The sequence below is a fragment of the Amycolatopsis sp. NPDC114478 genome, assembly GCF_055633805.1.
In genome coordinates this window covers 215,544-231,932 of the sequence record NZ_JBVKDO010000018.1, presented here as the reverse complement: position 1 = coordinate 231,932, position 16,389 = coordinate 215,544, and the positions used below count along the sequence as shown (strand labels likewise).

The window sequence follows — 16,389 nt, the reverse complement described above, 5'->3', positions numbered from 1 at the left end:
CCGTCAACGGCGCGAAGATCCTGTGCGGCAACATCCCCACGAAGAACGCCACGGTCTTCGTGATCGACAAGGTGCTGACCCCGGGCACCAACAAGAACTGACACCAGCGTCCGGGCCGCCGACGGGTGGCCCGGTGTCGACGGCCGCTCCGGCTCCACTTACCTCCTGGAGCCGGAGCGGCTGTTTTCGTTGCCCGCCGCGGGATTGGGGGAGCGGGCAGCGACTGTGGTCTGTCGGCGGGTCGCAGGAGGTCCGCCGGCGGGGGACGCCACAAGCGGCGGTGTCCCGCCGGTCGCCGCCACGGCTTTGTCACTCCAGAGCTGTGGCGGCGGCCGGCCTCCCGTCGGTACGGAACGATCAGGACCACAGCGCGGGAAAGAGCCTGATCGGCACCAGCGCCCAGACGACTTTGCCGTCGCTGTCGGCTCGTACGCCCCAATCGAGGGAAAGCTGGCCGACCAGCCGGAGTCCGTGGCGGCCGGTGCCCGTTCGCACCGCTGCGACGTCCGGATCGTGGTCGCTGACTTCGACCATCAGGTTCTCGCCAGTGCGGGTGACGTGCAGTTCGCGTGCTGCGGCGGTGTGCCGGTAGGCGTTGCCGACCAGTTCGTCGATCACGAGGAGAACTGCCCCGAACCTGTCGCCGGCGCCCGCACCGAAGGCCAGCGACTCGGCGACGAGGGCCCGGACCGCACGCAGATCCGGAAGATCAGCCAGCGGTACCACGGTTTCGGCCGCGCCGGCGAGCCGGCGAGTGAGACCCGCCAAGTCCTCGTCGAAATCCATCACTGGAACCGGCCTTCCCTCGACACCACGCCACGTCGGGTTCGGGCCGGCTCGGCGATCGGATTGGTGCCGGTGGTGCTCTCATCGTCATGACTCCCTTTCGGCGTTGCGCAGGGCGACCCACGTGCACAGGCCGGCCAAGGCGAGTTCCGGAACCGCGCAGGCGATGGCCTGGGTGAATTCGGCGCCGGCCTGGGCGGTGAGGACGTCGAACCAAGCGTCCATCACCATGAGCGCCGCGACGGCTGATGCCGACAGGCGGGCGCGGTCGTCGCCGCGGTGGAACAAGCGCGCGGTGGTCGCGCAGCCGAGCGCCACCGTCAGGTCGAGTCCGATCCACGCGGCCGGCCAGTGCCGTACCTGCGTGGTCTCGGGCAGGGACCGGCCCAGCACGAACACCCACGGCACCAAGCCCGCGGCGACCCCGCCGAGCACCCTGGGCGCCCAGCTGGTCCGGGGTCGCGCCCGGGCATCCCGCGACCTCGTCGTGCGTGGCGGCCGGGGCATCGTCCGAACGGTCATGAGAATTCCTCCACCGAAGTCGTGATGCCGCCGGCGTCGGCGGCCCTGCGGCAAAACCTTGCCGCCGCGGCCTGCCGAGATCAGTAGCCCGTGGTTCCGACTTCGTGGTGGTGCTTGCTACCGCATCGACCCGGGCGCCCGCGTGATGGCGCCGTCGGCCCGGTCTCGATCAGCTACCTACCCGAGATGCTGCCCGCCCACAGGTCAAGATCAACAGGTGGTACTAGGTTCACCATGAGATCGGGTGCAGGTTTCCTGGCACCGTCCTCCTGCGGTGCCCTAGCGTCGTGCCATGACGATTCCAGCCGGACTGAGGCGCACGGTCCTCCGGGCGCAGCGGGACACCGGCTTTCTCGCCGCCGGTGTGCTGCCGCACCTGGCACTGGTGCCCGTGTGGTCCTGGGCGGCGACGACCACCGCCAGGACGGGGAACTGGCTCCTTGCGGTTTCCGTGTCGGCCGCCCTGGTCCTGCTGGGCACCCCGGTGCTGACGGCCGTTCAGCGGGCTCGCCACCGGGTGCTCATCGGTGTTGATATCCCCCGGCTCGCCCCCACCGCGCCGGAACGATGGACGTGGGCCTCGATCGCCCGGTTGCTCGCGGCGACGCGGCCGTGGCGCAAGATCGGCTACCACCTCGTGCTGGGCCCGCTGCTCGCGCTGCTGGAGCTGCTGGTGCTCGCGGTGGCAGCGGCGTGCCTGGCGGGCGTCAGCGCCTACGCCTGGTCATGGGCGCTGCCCACCGGAATCCGCCAGGACTGGTTCGGTTACCTGACCCAGCTGCCTGCCTACACGGCGGCTGGGCTCGTCCTCCTGTGCGCCCTGCCCTGGACCGTGCGGGCAGTAGCCAGGGCCGAGGCGCGGCTGGCGTCGGGCCTGCTCGGGCCCAGCCGGGCGCAGCGGCTCCAGGAGCGGGTCGATCAGCTGGCCGTGAGCCGGACCGACTTGATCGAGGCCGTCGACGCGGAGCGCCGCCGGATCGAGCGCGACCTGCACGACGGTACCCAGCAGCGGTTGGTGTCCCTCGCGGTCAACCTGGGTCTGGCGATTGCCTCCCGCCCGGACCTGCCGGGTGATGCCCGCGAGGTGATCGAGAGAGCGCACCTGGAGGCGAAGGAAGCGATCGCCGAACTCGATGACCTGGTGCGGGGGCTGCACCCGGCCGTGCTCGACGACCGAGGTCTGGACGCGGCGTTGTCCGGGCTGGCCGCCCGCACGCCCCTGCCGGTGCGGCTGCGGGTCGATCTGGAGGAGCGGGTGGCGCCCACCGTGGAGTCAGTCGCGTACTTCGTGATCTCCGAGGCGCTGACCAATGCGACGAAGCACGCCGACGCGATGCGTGCGGAGGTGATCGTCCGCCAGGTCGGGGAGGTGCTGCGAGTGCGCGTTACCGACGACGGGCTGGGCGGTGCCGACGCCGCCGCCGGCACGGGACTGACCGGGCTGGCCAAGCGGGTCGGCTCCCTCGACGGGGCCTTCCACGTCAGCAGCCCCGTCGGCGGCCCCACCACCATCACCGCGGAGCTGCCGTGCGCGCGGTGATCGCCGAGGATTCGGTGTTGTTGCGGGTCGGCCTGATCAAGGTGCTGGAGATGGGCGGGTTCCAGGTCGCCGCGGAAGCCGGCGACGCGGAGGGGCTGTTGGCGGCAGTGGCGGAGCACCGGCCCGAACTCGCCTTGATCGACGTCCGGATGCCGCCCGGCTTCACCGACGAGGGGGTGCGGGCGGCGATGGAGATCCGTCGGCGCTGGCCGGGGACGCCGGTGGTGCTGCTTTCGCAGTACGTGGAGGAGCGGTACGCGGCCGACCTGTTGTCGGCGAACACCAGCGGTGTGGGCTACCTGCTCAAGCAGCGGGTCGCCGATGTCGCCGACTTCGTAGCGGCGGTCCGGCGGGTGGCGGACGGGGGCACGGCCTTGGACCCGCAGGTCGTCGCCCAGTTGCTGCTGCGGCGCGACAGCGACCCGTTCGCGCGGCTGACCCCCCGCGAAGGGGAGGTGCTCGGCCTGATGGCCGAGGGGCGCTCGAATGCCGGCATCGCGCAGGCGCTGGTGGTCAGCGAGAGCGCCGTGGCGAAGCACATCAACAACATCTTCGCCAAGCTCGATCTGCCCGTGGTCGACGCGGACCACCGCCGCGTCCTGGCCGTGCTGCGGTTCCTCGGAGCGTCCCGGGCCTGACCTTCCCCTCCGCGATCACCAAGCCGCCCATTCATTCGAGTCTCCGCGATGCGGTCGCGTATCAGAATCTCGGCGGAGGCGTGTAGGTCGGGCGTGTCGCGGCTCTGGCGGGAAATGGATGGGCCTTTCGCGTTGGTCGCGGAAGACTGCGTCGATGAGCAACGAGGCAAGACGCGCTGTGGTGGCGGCACTGATCGAGCTTGCGGGAAGCCCTGACTATCGCGACAGGGCGGACGCAGGTCGGGGCCTGGCCAGCTTCGCCGAGATGCCCGAGGCCCGGGGAACGTTGTTGGAGCTCGTACTCGACGACCGCGACACGTTCGTCACCCGTGTGACGGCGGAGGCCTTGCTCCGGCGTCAAGACCCGGCCGGGCTCGCGGTAGTCGCCTCAGCGCTCGCCGCCGTGGGCCCTGATCATCACACTCCCAGCCAGATTGACTGGATTCACAGTGCTGTACGTGACGTGTTCATGGTGTTTGCGCGTGACCGGGACGCGGCTGTGCGGGTATGCGAGGTGCTGGCCCGCGACCCCGACGCGCAGGTGCGCTGCGGCGCGGATCAGCTGATCGCCGCCCTTGCCGAGATCGACCCGATCCTCTACCCAGCGCAGGACGACTAGGCATCGTCGGCGAGCTGAGTGCGCAGGTGCAGAGCGTGGAGGGGTGCGCTGAGGCGCATCGGGCCACCGCTCAGAGCGCCGGCTCCGGAGGGCGGACAAACCACGACGCGGAGAGCAGACACACCCCGAAGCACGCTGGCCCGGTCGCCGCCACCATCAGCTCGGTCGCGCCGATGGCGGCAGCGGATGCGGCGAGCAGGCGGATGCCGAGGCGGAACGCGCGTGGGTTCGGTGTCACGGCCAGTTCGGCCACCGTCCGGCCGACCTGGATCACCGCCAGCGCCCACGATCCCCACCAGCTCCAGAGCAGCGCAAGCCGGAACGGCTGGGGGAAGGAACCCGGAATGCCGTGGACCACGGCGACCACGGCGATGCCCAGCACGGCCGGTGCCAGGAGCCGGAGCGCGAGCCGTCGCCCGGCGGCCAGGGCCGGTCGTGGTGCGACCAGCAGCAGGCCGGCCAGCACCGCGACCGCGCAGCCGTCGAGCACCCCGGGGAGAGCGCGGGTGTCTTCGACCGCCAGGTGCGCCGCGAACCAGCCGATGCCCGTCACCATGACGGCCATCGCGGCGACCCGGGCTTGGCGCTGGGCCGGGGAGCGCGCAGGCCACGCGGCCGGGTGCAGCCACATGCCCATCGCGCTCACCAGCACGTTCGGCCACGACCGCGGGCTCGCCCGGACCTCGGCCGCCAGGTCGGCACCCCAGCGCTCCCGGAACGCGCGGGGGTAGAGGCGGACCAGCCACGCCTCGGTCATGCCGGCCGGACGCCGAGGCGGCGCAGGCCCGCGTCGGCTACCCGGGCCATGGCGCGGAGCTCGCGTTCCAGGACGGCGCGGCCCTGCTCGGTGATCCGTACCGGACGTTGCCGGCCTTCGCCGTCGAGCGCCTCGACCAGGCCCTTCGCCTCCAGCCGTGCGAGCGCGCCGTAGAGGCTGCCCGGTCCGAGCCGTTCGCCGGTGAGCTCGTCGATGGCCGTGTTGATCGCGTAGCCGTGCCGTGGCCCGTCGGTCAGCGCGTAGAGCACCAGGATCTGGGCGTCGTTCGGCATGCGTGGCTCCTCCGCGGTAGTACGTTCAGCGTACTACGTGCGACGTACCACCAAGCCGACGTCGTAGGCCAGGACCACCGCCTGGACCCGGTCACGCAGCTCGAGCTTGTTGAGGATGCGCCCCACGTGGGTCTTCACGGTCGCCTCCGACAGCACCAGCTCGTCGGCGATCTCCGCGTTGGACAGGCCGCGGGCGACCTTGCGGAGGACTTCGAGCTCGCGTTCGGTGAGCCGGTCGAGGCCGCGTTCGGTGACCGGGGTCCCCGGGGGCGCCGCCGGGTCGGGGAGGCGGTCGGCCATGGCGTCCAGCAGCCGTCTCGTGACGCTCGGCGCGACGACCGCGTCGCCGCTCGCGACGGCGCGGATCGCGGAGATCAGGTCCTCGGGCGGGACGTTCTTCAGCAGGAACCCGCTCGCGCCCACCTTGAGCCCGGGGAACGCGTACTCGTCGACGTCGAAGGTGGTCAGGATCAGCACCCGGGAGCGGGCGTGCGCGCGGACGATCTCGCGGGTGGCCTCGATCCCGTCCATCCCGGGCATGCGGACGTCCATCAGGACGACGTCGGGGTCGAGCTCGGCGGTGCGGCTGACCGCGGCGGCGCCGTCGGCGGCTTCGCCGACGACCGTGAAGTCCGGCTGGGACTCCAGGACGAGCCGGAAACCCAAGCGCAGCAACGGGTCGTCGTCGACGAGCAGGATGCTGATCACGTGCCGGCCGCCGATCCGACGTCACCGGGGACGCGCCCCGGTTCGAGCCGGGCGGTCACCCGCCAGCCGCCGCCCGGGCGCGGCCCGGCGGTGACTTCCCCGGCGAAGACGCCGACGCGTTCGCGCATGCCGCTCAGGCCGTGCCCGGCCGACGGGCTGGGGTGGTGGCCGGATCCGGCGCCGTCGTCGTCGACCTCGAGGGTGACGACCGGGTCGGCGTAGGTCAGCCGGATCCGCGCGGCCGACGGCCGGACGGCGTGTTTCAGCACGTTGGTGAGCGCCTCCTGGGCGACGCGGTAGAGCGTGAGCCCGGCGGTGGGGGAGAAGGGGAACCGTTCGCCGGTGATCGTCCACGACGTCGGGAGGCCGGTGGTGCGGACCTGGTTGACGAGGTCGTCGATCTGCGCGACGCCGGGCTGCGGCGTGCGCGGGCTTTCGCCGCCGGTGCCGCGCAGCACGCCGAGCAGCCGGTGCATCTCGTCGAGCGCCTGCCGTCCGGTCGCCGACACGTGCAGGGACGCGGTCTCGGCCGCGCCGGCGTCGGTCCGCGCGGCGTAGGCGGCGCCGTCGGCCAGCGCGATCATCACCGAGAGGTTGTGCGCGACGATGTCGTGCATCTCGCGGGCGATGATCGCGCGTTCCCGGGCGGCCGCGATCTGCGACTGCTGGTCGCGTTCGCGTTCGGCCCGCAGCGCCCGGTCCCGCAGCGACGCCAGGTAGACCCGGCGCATCCGCACGTTCACGCCGAGCACGAACGCCGCGACGACCACGGCGGCGGCGAACACGAACCGGGCGGCGGACTCGGCGAGCTCGTCGGTGCGGAAGACCACGACCGCGATCACCACACCGAGCGCCGCCACCGCGATGATGGCGCGGCGGCGCCCGGTGTGCCCGCCGACCGTGTAGACGGCGACGAGCACCGCGATCACGGTCGGCGGGAACGGCGGGCCGAGGAACCCCTGGACCAGCGCGAAGGCGCTGGACGCGGCCAGGGTCGTCAGGGGGAGGCGACGGCGGAACGCGAGCGTCGAGACCAGCAGGACACCGAGCACGAACAAGACCGGGCGGGCGCTCGGCGCGACCCCGCGGTGCTCGACGGCCAGGGCGAGCGGCAGCAGCGCGCACGCCAGCAGCACGTCCGCGGCCACGGGATGACGGCGCGCCCAGCTCCGGAGCCCCTCGGCTCCGGGCCACCCGCTGACCAGGCCGTGTTCGGAGACCGGCCACGCCGCACCCGCGTCGCTCACGCCGCCATCATCCTCCATCGCCTCAGGCGTCGCGGCGATCGAGCAGGATGACCGCCGCCACGAGCGCGACGGCGACGTAGGCGCAGAAGACCGCGAAGCCGGTCCATGGCGCGAGCATCGCGGAGTCCGGGCGGACCGTGATCAACGCCTGGCCGGCGTTGCTCGGCAGGTACGGCACGATGTGCGGCGCCCAGCTGTCCGGCAGCGCGTCGGCGATCCCCGGCAGCACCAGCAGCAGGCCGAACAGGGTGGCGATGGCGCCGGCCGTGTGCCGGATCAGCCAGCCGAGGGCGACGCCGAGCATGCCCACCACGGTCAGGTAGAGACCGACGCCGAACACCACCCGGAACACGCCGGGCGCCGACAGCGTCGTCTCGATGTGCTGGGAGCTGAGGAAGGCCTGCCCGCCGAGGAACGCGGCGAACGAGCTGATCGTGCCCACCACGAACGACACGACCGCGAAGATGACGAGCTTCGCCCACAACACCGGCGTCCGGGTCGGGACGGCGGAGAAGGTCGCGCGGATCATCCCCGTCCCGTACTCGCCGGAAACGACGAGCACGCCCAGCACGCCGAGCACCAGCTGCGCGAGGACGTAGCCGCGGAGGCTGACGTCGGTCGGGTCGAAGTGGGCCTTGGCCTGGGGACGCATGACCGGCCAGCGGCTCGCGTCGGCGGCGGAGAAGATCCAGCCGAGGGCGATCATCCCGACCACGGTCACCGCGACCGCGAGCGGTGAGGACCGGACCGTGCGGAACTTCAGCCATTCCGAGCGCAGCACCCGCACGGGCGTCACCGCGAGGTCGTCCGGCAGCGATGCCCGCGTACCGCCGCTGGCGGCCGGGGCGGTGGTGGTCGTCATGACGCGGACCTTTCCTGGGCGGCGGGGGAGACCCGGTATTCGAGGGCGTCGTCGGTGAGCTCCATGAACGCCTGCTCCAGGGAGGCCTGGACGGGCGTGAGCTCTTCGAGCGGCACGGCTTCGCGGCAGGCGATCCGGCCGACCTCGGCGCCGTCGAGCCCGCTGACCTCGAGCAGGCTCGGTGCCAGGCTGGTGACGCTGACCCCCGGCCCGGCGAGCAGGTCGCGCAGCCGCTCGGCCTCCGGGGTGCGCACCCGCACGACCCGGCTCGACGCGCGCTGGATGAACTCTTCGACCGAGGTGTCGGCGATGAGCCGGCCCTTGCCGATCACGATCAGGTGCTCGGCGGTCAAGGCCATCTCACTCATCAGGTGCGAGGAGACGAAGATGGTGCGGCCCTCGGCGGCCAGGCCGCGCAGCAGGTTGCGGATCCACAGGATGCCCTGCGGGTCGAGCCCGTTGACCGGCTCGTCGAGCACCAGGGTCGAGGGGTCGCCGAGCAGGGCCGCGGCGACGCCGAGGCGCTGGCCCATGCCGAGGGAGAACCCGCCGACGCGCTTGCGGGCGACGCCCTCCAGGCCGACCAGCTCGATGACCTCGTCGACCCGCCGCCGGGGGATCCCGGTGCTCAGCGCGAGGGCGAGCAGGTGGTTGTAGGCGGATCGTCCCGTGTGGACGGCTTTCGCTTCGAGCAGGGCCCCGACCTCGTGCAGCGGCGCGGAGTGCTTGCGGTAGGCCTTGCCGTTGACCGTGACGGTGCCGGACGTGGGCGCGTCCAGGCCCATGATCATCCGGATGGTCGTGGACTTGCCGGCCCCGTTGGGACCCAGGAACCCGGTCACCACACCGGGTTTCACCGTGAACGTGAGGTCGTCGACGGCGGTTTTCTCGCCGTAGCGTTTCGACACGGCACGTGCTTCGATCATGAGTGTTTCGTCCTTCCGGCGGTGCGTGGCCGAACCCTAGGACCGCGGTGGCCGCGGGATCGACGGTCTGACGGGCGATCTGTGCGGCGCAGGTGTGCGACTTGCGGCGTAGTCCGTACGCCGCAAGTCGCATCTTTGCCGCTGCGTGGTCGTCTCGTGCGAGAGTGGCGTCATGAAGTCGGAAGACTGGGTACTGGCGGGTGCACTCGCGATCTGGGCGGGCAGCTGGCGGATCATGTACCTGGAGGTGCACCGGTGGCACCACCTGGACGCCCGGCTGCGCTTCGCCCCACCGCCCGTCCCGCCGGGCTTTCCGCCGGTGCGAGCCGGGGTTCCGGTGCGGGCGGCGCGGGCCGCGGCCGTGCTCGCGCCGCCGGTCTCCGTTGTCCTGGCGTGGTTGTCGTTGCGGGACCGCCGAACTCACCGTTCGACTTCGGGATAGGGCGGCGGGCCGGTGAGCAGCGGCTCGGGTTCGCCGCGTGTCACGTGGTCGGCGAACGCGCCGAGGTAGGCGTCGACGATGGTGAGGGCTTCGGAGCCGGCGATGTCGCCGAGGGCGAGCGCCGACCGGATCGGCGCGGCGAGGTAGTAGGCGTTGTAGTCGCTGAAGTCGAAGTGCTCGGTGCCGCGGATCCGGTAGCGCCAGGCCGGGCCGCTGCTCGCGGCCAGCATGGTCCGCGCGGTGTCTTGATCCGCTCGGTCGGCGGGTGCCGCCGGAAGGCACATCCCGGTGACGCGCGAGTTTTCGCTGCCGACGAGGAGCACTGGTTTGGTGAGTCCGCTGTGGACGACCGCGCCGTACTGGGTTCCGTCGAGGTCGGCCGCCCCGGCGCAGTGCGGATCGGAGTGGCACGCCTCCAGCGCGGCGGCGCCGCCGAAGGAGTGACCGATGTAGACGGTCGTGGCCGGGTCGGCGAGCGGGCTCGCCGCCGCTTGGGACGCGGCGAACCGGGCGTCGGCGGCCCAGACGTCGACCAGCCGGTCGCCCGCGGCCTGGGCCGCACCCTGGTGCAGGTCCGCGGCGTCGAACACCGGTGGGTTGCCCGCTTCGGTGGGCGGCACCGCGGCGCCGTCGAGCACGGTCAGGTTGGCGCTGTAGGTGGGCGTGACGCCCAGGACCAGATACCCCCGGCCGGCCAGGGATTCCGCGAAGGCGGTGTACTGCGGCGCCGCGAAGCCGAGGCCGGGTTCCAGGACGACCACGGGGAACCGCCCCGCGGCCGCCGGCGCGTCGGCGGTCGAATGGGTGCGGACTTCGTCGAAGCTCGTTTCGCCCCAGCCCATCGGTGCGCCCATGTGCAGCCCCGCCCACGGGCCGGGGGTGTACGGGGCCGGGTTCGGGCCCGCGACGGCCGTCGTGGGGTACCACGACCACACGGACAGGCGCCTTGGTGTGCCAGGGTGCGGAGCCAGGGGATCGTCGCGGGTGTGGTCGGTCCACTCGGCGATCGTGCGGCCGACCGCGTACGGCCCGGCCGGGGTGGGCAGCGTGACCGGCCGGGACGCGCGGACGGCGACGTACCCGAGGTAGCCGCCGCTCAGCAAGACCACGGCGAGGACCAGCACGAGGAGAACCCGGAGCACGCGAGCCATGCCGCGATAGTACACGGCGCGTACTACGCGACACGTAGTAACCGATCACGTCGGTGGTCCGAAGGTGAAGCCGCGACCGCGGCAGTCGGCGATGATCGCGGGAAGCGCGCCGAGGGTGGCGCGCCACGCGCCGTTGCCGGTCGTGACGTCGCTGTCGTGCAGGAGGATCGTGCCGCCGCGGCCGAGGTTCGCGGCCACCCGGCGGTGGATCGACTCCGGCGTGCAGCTCTCGGTCCAGTCGAAGCCCCACGTGCTCCACAGCAGGGGTGTGAGCCCGAGCTGCCGCGCGGAGACCAGGGACGCGGTGCTGAAAACACCGTAAGGCGCCCGGAACCAGCGCGGCGGCGTGCCGGTGAGGTGGTGCAGCAGATCGCGGGTGGCTCGGAGGTCGCGATGGGTGGCGCGGGGTGTGCGCCGCAGCAGGCAGCGGTGATCCCAGCCGTGGACGCCCAGGTCATGGCCGTCGGCGACGATCTGCCGGATGACGTCCGGCGACTTCCGGACCTCGGCGCCGAGAACGAAGAAGGTGGCGCGCACGTCGTGCTCGGCCAGGACGCGCAGGAACTGCGGGGTCGAGGCGGGGTCCGGGCCGTCGTCGAAGGTCAAGGCGACCCGGCCGGGCTCGGTGGACCCCGCCAGACGCGGCAGCAGGGCGCGTCGCGGGCCCGGCAGGAACGCGGCCGCGGGCGCGGCGTGCGCGGCGAGCGCGACGGCGGCGGCCGCCAGGACGGCTTTCACGCGACCTCCAGGAGCTTTTCCAGCAGCGGGACCGCGTCGGTGGCCGGCTGGGGGCGGTGGTCCGGGCGGGCCGAGAGGAGAGCGGCGGCGAGGTCGTTCCGGGAGTGCAGCCACGGAACCAGGCCGAGCTGGTCGAGCGTCACGGCGTTGGCCCGTCCGTGGCCGGGCAGGCAGCGGTAGGTCAGCACCGGGAGGCCACTGGCCAGGGCCTCGGACGTGGTCAGCCCGCCGGCGTTCTGCACCACCACGTCGACGGCGTGCAGCAGGCGGGGCATGTCCTCGACCCACCCGAAAACGTGCCGGTGAGACGCGGCCAGCTGCTCGCGCAGCGCGGTGTTGCGGCCGCAGACGACGATCGGGACCGCGGCGCCGGACGCGGCGACGTCGGCGGTAGTCTCGCGGACGTCGCCCACGCCCCACGAGCCGGCGACGACCAGGGCCAGGCGGCCTCGATCCGGCAGGCCGAAGGCTCGCCGCGCCGCGGTTCGTTCCGCTGCCGTGGGCGGCCGGAACCGCCCGCCGACCAGGGGAGCCGCCACGGCCACGTCCGGTGCGCCGAACGCCCGGGCCTCGCCCGCGGCGTAGTGGTTCTGGGCCAGGTGCAGGTCGGCCGCGGCGTGCACGCACAGCCGGTGCACGGCGGGATCGGTGAGGTACACCGCCAGGGGGGCCGCCAGGGTCCGGCGACCGCGCAGGGCGGCGAGCGCTTGCGTGGCGAGCGGGTAGGTCGAGACGGCGAGGTCGGCGCCGTCGAGGGCGTCGGCCGTCCGGCCGCGGGCGAGGGTGGCGGCCCGGCGGGCCAGCCCGGCGCCCCAGGTGGTGCCGAGCGCGGCCAGGGTCCAGTCCCAGCTGCGCGGCACCACCTCCAGCTGCCGGTGGTAGAAGGCGCAGAGACGGCGGCCGAACGAGCCGGGCAGGAGGTCCAGGAAGTCGATCACCTCGACGTCATGGCCGGTCAGCCGGTCGGCCAGGGCGTAAGCCGCTCCGTCGTGCCCGGCGCCCACGCGCGCCGAGACGATCACGATGCGCGTCATGATCCTCCTCCTACGACAATTCAGTAGAAGTTCTACACGCTCGTAGATTAAAGTGGGGTTTACGACCCGTCGGCGGAAGATGTGGCGGGCGATACTTTGCCGTTCCTTGATAAATCCATTGTGGATGGACAAGAATTGTTTGTTCACTTGCTGTTCGCGCTGTGCTCCTCTGACGGCCGGATCGGGGGCGTGGGATGCCGGGGACGCCCTGCCCGGGGCTCGCACGAGGAGGAACCTTGACCCGGAAACGGATTCGCGCCACGGCCGCGCTCGCCGCCCTGACGCTGCTCCCCATCACGGCGACCACCGCCACGGCCGCCGACGCGCGCCACGTCCTGCTGATCTCCGTCGACGGCATGCACCAGGCCGATCTCGTCGCGTACGCGGCCGGGCACCCGGACTCGGCGATGGCCGGTTTGCTGGCGCGCGGGACGGCCTACCGCAGCGCGAGCACGCCGGTGCCGTCGGACTCGTTCCCCGGCCTCATCGGCCAGCTGACCGGCGGTGATCCCGCCGTCACCGGGATCTACTACGACGCCGCGTACAACCACGGCCTGCTGCCCGCGGGCACCACCCGGTGCACCGGCGTGCGACCCGGCGCGCAGGTGGACCTCACCGAGGGCCTCGACCGTGACCAGAGCAAGCTCGACGCCGGCCAAGGCCTGACCGGGTTGCCGAACTCGGTGCTGCGCATGACCGGCACCCCGCAGACCCTGCTGAACCAGGCCGGTCTCCCGGTCGATCCGCACACCTGCCGCCCGGTCCTGCCGCACGAGTACCTCAAGGTCAACACCGTCTTCGAGGTCGCCCGCCGCGCGGGCCTGCGGACGGCGTGGTCGGACAAGCACCCGGCCTACGAGATCCTGAACGGACCCTCGGGCACCGGGATCCAGGACCTGTTCACCCCGGAGATCAACAGCACGCCTCCGTCGGGCACCGGCGACTGGACCACCGACAACGCCGCCACCCAGCAGTACGACGCCTACAAGGCGCAGGCCGTGCTCAACGAGATCGACGGCTACGACCACTCCGGCACCCACCGCGTCGGCACGCCGGCGGTGTTCGGGCTCAACTTCCAGTCCGTGTCCACGGCGGAGAAGCTGCCCATGTCGGGCGGCCGGCCCGGCGGGTACCTGCCCGGCGGCACGGTGCCCGGACCCGTCTTGACCTCGGCACTGGACTTCGTCGACGCCCGGATCGGCGCGTTCGTGGCCGGGCTGCGCCGCCGGCACCTCGACCGCACGACGACGATCATCCTGTCGGCGAAGCACGGCCAGTCACCGACCGACCCGGGCGCCCTGACCCGCGTCGACGACGGCAAGCTGCTCGCCGGCCTGAACGCCGCCTGGAAGGCCGCTCACCCGGGCGCCGGTGACCTCGTCGTCCAGTCGGCCGACGACGACGCGATGCTGCTCTGGCTCGCCGACCGCTCGCCGGCCGCCACGGAGTTCGCGAAGCGCTACCTGCTGGCGCAGAACGGAACCGGCACGGACCGCGCGGGTGCGCCCAAGGCGTTCAGCAGTTCAGGCCTGCGGCAGGTGTACGCGGGCGCGGACGCCGCGCGCTACTTCGGGGCCCGCCCGGGTGATGACCGGGTTCCCGACCTGTTCGGGGTCGCGCAGTACGGCGTCGTCTACACCGGCGGGACGAAGAAGATCGCCGAGCACGGTGGCGTCGCCCCGGACGACCGGGCGGTGCCGCTCGTGGTGAGCGGCCCCGGCACCGATCGGCGGACGATCTCCGCGCCGGTGACGACGACCCAGATCGCGCCGACGATCCTGGCGCAGCTCGGTCTGGAGCCCCGCGCGCTGCAGGCTGTCCGCGCTGAAGGCACGCGGGTGCTGCCGGGCCTCGGCTGACCGGAACTAGCGGCCGACCTGCGCGATCTCGATCCCGTCGTGCAGGTCGGCCGCGCTGTCGAGGGCGGTCTCGGCGGACACGCCCGCGAGCCCGACAACCAGCGCGCTCAGCAACGCCACCGGGACCCGGCCGCGGACCCGCGGCCGTGGTGTCAGCAGCGCCGACACCCGCCGGGGGACCGGGCCGCCGGTCGCGGCGAGCGCGAACCCGTGGTGCGGGCGGCCGGCGAGGGCGGCCTTGGCCACCGCGTGCGCGACCACGGTGCGATCGCCGATCCGCTGGGCCGCGGCTTCGTCGGCCCAGCGTTCGAGGGCGAACCTCGCCGCCGAGCACAGCGGCCGCAGCAGCGGGTTCAGCGTCACCGACAGCGTCAAGGCGATCAGGAACAAGTGGTGCCGGAACGCGAGGTGGGCCCGCTCGTGGGCCAGCAGCGCGGACTGTTCCCGCGGGTCGAGTGCGGCGAGCATCCCGGTGGAGACCGCGACGCGCCCGCCTCGCCCTGGTACGGCGAAGGCCACCGCGTCTTCACCGGGCAGCAGCACGACTTCATCGCCGCCGTGCGCGTCCAGCTCACGCGAGAGGCGCCGAGCCCACCGCACGTACCGGAGCACGGCCCGCGTCAGCAGGACCAGGAGCACGCCGAGAACCGCGCCCGCCGCGATCGACGCGGGGACGTCCACCCCGTTCTCGGCCCGCAGGGCCTGGGGCGACCAGTGGCCGAGGTCGGCGACCACCGGCAGCAGCGACAGGCCCGAAAACGCGAGCAGCGCCAGCGCCGCGGTGCTGCCGGCCGCCAGGACCAGGCAGGCGCCGGTGAGCAGCCAGCTCGCCGTCCGCGGCGGGAGGCGGGGTTCGACCAGCTGGGCCGCGGGCCGCGCCAGGAGCGGCAGCAGCAGCGGGATCAGCAGGTCGGTGGTCATTTCTTGCCGCGCAGGAGCGTGCGCAGCAGGGCCTCGTCGGAGTCCGACAGCTGGGTGACGAACCGGGCGAGGACGCTGTCGCGGTCGGGCTCGCCGTCGAGGACCTTCGTCATCTTCCGGGCGGCGAGGCCGGCTTCGTCGTCGACGGCGTGGTAGCGGTACGCGCGTCCGTGCTTCTCCCGGGTCGCGGCGCCCTTGTCGTGCAGCCGGCTGAGGATCGTCACGACGGTCGTGTACGCGAGGTCGTCCGCCAGCCGGGCCTGGACTTCGGCGGGGGTGAGGGGCTCGGCCGCGCTTCCCAGGACGCCCAGCACCTCGGCCTCGAGCGTGCCGGGCGCGCGCCGCGCCGGTTCCTTCCGCATACTCCCGAATCTACACTGCTGTCGTATCAGCGAAGGGTGAGCACGGCCAGGGCGCCGGCGCCCGCGAGCACGCAGTAGAGCGCGAACCGGCTCAGCGTCCGGGTGTGGAAGTAACGGGTGAGGAACCGGACGGCGAGGTAGGCGCTGGCGAACGAGGCCACGCTCCCGGCGAGCACTTGACCGTGGATCCCGGTGCCCAGCGGCCCGAACAGGTCGGGGATCTTCAGCACGCCGGCGGCCAGGATCACCGGCGTCGCCAGCAGGAACGAGAACCGGGCGGCGTCTTCGTGCGAGAGCCCGCGCAGCAGCCCGGCGGCCATCGTGACCCCGGAGCGGCTGATCCCGGGCAGCAGGGCGAGCACCTGCGCGGTGCCGATCAGGGTGCCGCGGCCGAGCGACATCCGGGACAGCCGTTCGTCGGCCTTCACGTCGGCGTCCTCCGCCGCACCGGGCGCGTCCGCCGGCTCGGCGACCGCGGGTTCGGCCGCGGCCGCCCGCCGGCGCAGGCGTTCGGCCAGGTACAGCAGCACGCCGTTGACGATGAGGAACGCCGCCGCCGGCACCGGTTTGCCGAGCGTCGTGCGGAACAGGTGCTCCAGCAGCAGGCCGCTGACGCCGACGGGGATCGTCGCCAGGATGATCAGCCAGGCGAGCCGTTCCGCCGGGGTCTGGATCCGGCGGTGCCGGATCGAGCTGACGAACCCGCCGATGATCCGGACCCAGTCCCGCCAGAAGAACAGCAGCAGGGCGGCCGCCGTCGCGACGTGCAGGCCGACGATGAACGCCAGGTAGGGCGACTCGGGGGAGGACACGTTCAGGTCCCGCGCCCACTGCCCGCCCACCACGGCGGGGATCAGCACGGAGTGGCCGAGGCTGGAGACCGGGAACAGCTCGGTCACGCCTTGGAAGGCACCGACGACGATCGCTTCGAAGTAGTCCAGCACGGTGCCTTCCGGGGGTGAGCGCGTCTTGGTCGCCCAAATA

20 protein-coding genes are annotated in these 16,389 nt (G+C 72.6%); 6 read left to right on the top strand and 14 right to left on the bottom strand.

Translation table 11 applies throughout. The annotated features are described in order from the left end of the window. Nucleotides 1–101, top strand: a 101-nt coding sequence (locus ACZ7OH_RS38740) for a fasciclin domain-containing protein (RefSeq protein WP_470285443.1), incomplete at its 5' end; no start/stop codon positions are given. A gap of 256 nt (nt 102–357) precedes the next feature. Here ACZ7OH_RS38740 and ACZ7OH_RS38735 read toward each other — a convergent pair. Together ACZ7OH_RS38735 and ACZ7OH_RS38730 are read right to left on the bottom strand one after the other, a co-directional pair. Beyond that, complete coding sequence (locus tag ACZ7OH_RS38735) at nt 358–786, bottom strand: ATP-binding protein (RefSeq protein WP_470285440.1); 429 nt, start codon at nt 784–786, stop codon at nt 358–360. A gap of 87 nt (nt 787–873) precedes the next feature. Continuing rightward, on the bottom strand, nt 874–1,308 hold the full coding sequence (locus ACZ7OH_RS38730) for a hypothetical protein (RefSeq protein WP_470285439.1): 435 nt from the start codon (nt 1,306–1,308) through the stop codon (nt 874–876). Nucleotides 1,309–1,600: 292 nt separating this feature from the next. On the opposite strand from ACZ7OH_RS38730, the gene ACZ7OH_RS38725 reads away from it, so the two are divergent. The 3 genes from ACZ7OH_RS38725 (at nt 1,601) to ACZ7OH_RS38715 (ending at nt 4,105) form a co-directional block, all read left to right on the top strand. Further along, on the top strand, nt 1,601–2,848 hold the full coding sequence (locus tag ACZ7OH_RS38725) for a sensor histidine kinase (protein WP_470285438.1): 1,248 nt from the start codon (nt 1,601–1,603) through the stop codon (nt 2,846–2,848). Then, complete coding sequence (locus ACZ7OH_RS38720) at nt 2,836–3,486, top strand: response regulator (RefSeq protein WP_470285437.1); 651 nt, start codon at nt 2,836–2,838, stop codon at nt 3,484–3,486. Before ACZ7OH_RS38725 ends, ACZ7OH_RS38720 begins: the two co-directional genes overlap by 13 nt. A 154-nt stretch (nt 3,487–3,640) precedes the next feature. Beyond that, nucleotides 3,641–4,105, top strand: a complete 465-nt coding sequence (locus tag ACZ7OH_RS38715) for a hypothetical protein (protein WP_470285436.1) — start codon at nt 3,641–3,643, stop codon at nt 4,103–4,105. Between the two features lie 70 nt (nt 4,106–4,175). On the opposite strand, the gene ACZ7OH_RS38710 is transcribed toward ACZ7OH_RS38715, so the two are convergent. Genes ACZ7OH_RS38710 through ACZ7OH_RS38685 form a run of 6 tightly spaced genes read right to left on the bottom strand, consistent with a single transcriptional unit; the run spans nt 4,176 to nt 8,898 of the window. Beyond that, entirely contained in the window at nt 4,176–4,862 is a 687-nt protein-coding gene (locus ACZ7OH_RS38710; RefSeq protein ID WP_470285435.1) for a hypothetical protein, read from the bottom strand. Then, the gene (locus ACZ7OH_RS38705) at nt 4,859–5,155 is read right to left on the bottom strand and encodes a PadR family transcriptional regulator (RefSeq protein ID WP_354817329.1); all 297 of its coding nucleotides are present in this window, start codon (nt 5,153–5,155) and stop codon (nt 4,859–4,861) included. Before ACZ7OH_RS38705 ends, ACZ7OH_RS38710 begins: the two co-directional genes overlap by 4 nt. 33 nt (nt 5,156–5,188) lie before the next feature. After that, nucleotides 5,189–5,863, bottom strand: coding sequence for a response regulator (locus tag ACZ7OH_RS38700; RefSeq protein ID WP_470285434.1), 675 nt, complete (start codon nt 5,861–5,863; stop codon nt 5,189–5,191). Further along, nucleotides 5,860–7,110 (bottom strand): sensor histidine kinase, encoded by a 1,251-nt coding sequence (locus ACZ7OH_RS38695; RefSeq protein ID WP_470285433.1) that lies wholly within the window; start codon nt 7,108–7,110, stop codon nt 5,860–5,862. Before ACZ7OH_RS38695 ends, ACZ7OH_RS38700 begins: the two co-directional genes overlap by 4 nt. 22 nt (nt 7,111–7,132) lie before the next feature. Beyond that, nucleotides 7,133–7,972, bottom strand: a complete 840-nt coding sequence (locus ACZ7OH_RS38690; protein ID WP_470285432.1) for an ABC transporter permease — start codon at nt 7,970–7,972, stop codon at nt 7,133–7,135. Beyond that, the gene (locus ACZ7OH_RS38685; protein ID WP_470285431.1) at nt 7,969–8,898 is read right to left on the bottom strand and encodes an ABC transporter ATP-binding protein; all 930 of its coding nucleotides are present in this window, start codon (nt 8,896–8,898) and stop codon (nt 7,969–7,971) included. The genes ACZ7OH_RS38690 and ACZ7OH_RS38685 overlap by 4 nt, the downstream gene beginning before the upstream one ends. A 172-nt stretch (nt 8,899–9,070) precedes the next feature. Here ACZ7OH_RS38685 and ACZ7OH_RS38680 point away from each other — a divergent pair, with 172 nt between their 5' ends. Then, a complete protein-coding gene (locus ACZ7OH_RS38680; protein WP_470285430.1) occupies nt 9,071–9,340 on the top strand; it encodes a hypothetical protein in 270 nt (89 codons plus the stop codon). On the opposite strand, the gene ACZ7OH_RS38675 is transcribed toward ACZ7OH_RS38680, so the two are convergent. Genes ACZ7OH_RS38675 through ACZ7OH_RS38665 form a run of 3 tightly spaced genes read right to left on the bottom strand, consistent with a single transcriptional unit; the run spans nt 9,319 to nt 12,263 of the window. Further along, nucleotides 9,319–10,491, bottom strand: a complete 1,173-nt coding sequence (locus ACZ7OH_RS38675) for an alpha/beta hydrolase (RefSeq protein WP_470285429.1) — start codon at nt 10,489–10,491, stop codon at nt 9,319–9,321. The genes ACZ7OH_RS38680 and ACZ7OH_RS38675 overlap by 22 nt on opposite strands. Before the next feature lie 45 nt (nt 10,492–10,536). Then, entirely contained in the window at nt 10,537–11,229 is a 693-nt protein-coding gene (locus tag ACZ7OH_RS38670) for a polysaccharide deacetylase family protein (protein ID WP_470285428.1), read from the bottom strand. Continuing rightward, nucleotides 11,226–12,263, bottom strand: coding sequence for a glycosyltransferase (locus ACZ7OH_RS38665; protein WP_470285427.1), 1,038 nt, complete (start codon nt 12,261–12,263; stop codon nt 11,226–11,228). The genes ACZ7OH_RS38670 and ACZ7OH_RS38665 overlap by 4 nt, the downstream gene beginning before the upstream one ends. 236 nt (nt 12,264–12,499) lie before the next feature. Between ACZ7OH_RS38665 and ACZ7OH_RS38660 the strand changes: the two genes are divergently transcribed. After that, nucleotides 12,500–14,122 carry an alkaline phosphatase family protein gene (locus tag ACZ7OH_RS38660; RefSeq protein ID WP_470285426.1) on the top strand — a complete coding sequence of 541 codons (1,623 nt, stop codon included), beginning with the start codon at nt 12,500–12,502 and terminating at the stop codon, nt 14,120–14,122. 6 nt (nt 14,123–14,128) lie between these two features. Here ACZ7OH_RS38660 and ACZ7OH_RS38655 read toward each other — a convergent pair whose 3' ends face one another. The 3 genes from ACZ7OH_RS38655 to ACZ7OH_RS38645 are packed head-to-tail and all read right to left on the bottom strand — an operon-like array spanning nt 14,129 to nt 16,349. Further along, nucleotides 14,129–15,043 carry a M56 family metallopeptidase gene (locus ACZ7OH_RS38655; RefSeq protein ID WP_470285425.1) on the bottom strand — a complete coding sequence of 305 codons (915 nt, stop codon included), beginning with the start codon at nt 15,041–15,043 and terminating at the stop codon, nt 14,129–14,131. Continuing rightward, nucleotides 15,040–15,405 (bottom strand): BlaI/MecI/CopY family transcriptional regulator, encoded by a 366-nt coding sequence (locus ACZ7OH_RS38650; RefSeq protein ID WP_470285424.1) that lies wholly within the window; start codon nt 15,403–15,405, stop codon nt 15,040–15,042. Before ACZ7OH_RS38650 ends, ACZ7OH_RS38655 begins: the two co-directional genes overlap by 4 nt. A gap of 26 nt (nt 15,406–15,431) precedes the next feature. Continuing rightward, nucleotides 15,432–16,349, bottom strand: coding sequence for an undecaprenyl-diphosphate phosphatase (locus ACZ7OH_RS38645; protein WP_470285423.1), 918 nt, complete (start codon nt 16,347–16,349; stop codon nt 15,432–15,434). Between the last annotated feature and the right edge of the window lie 40 nt (nt 16,350–16,389).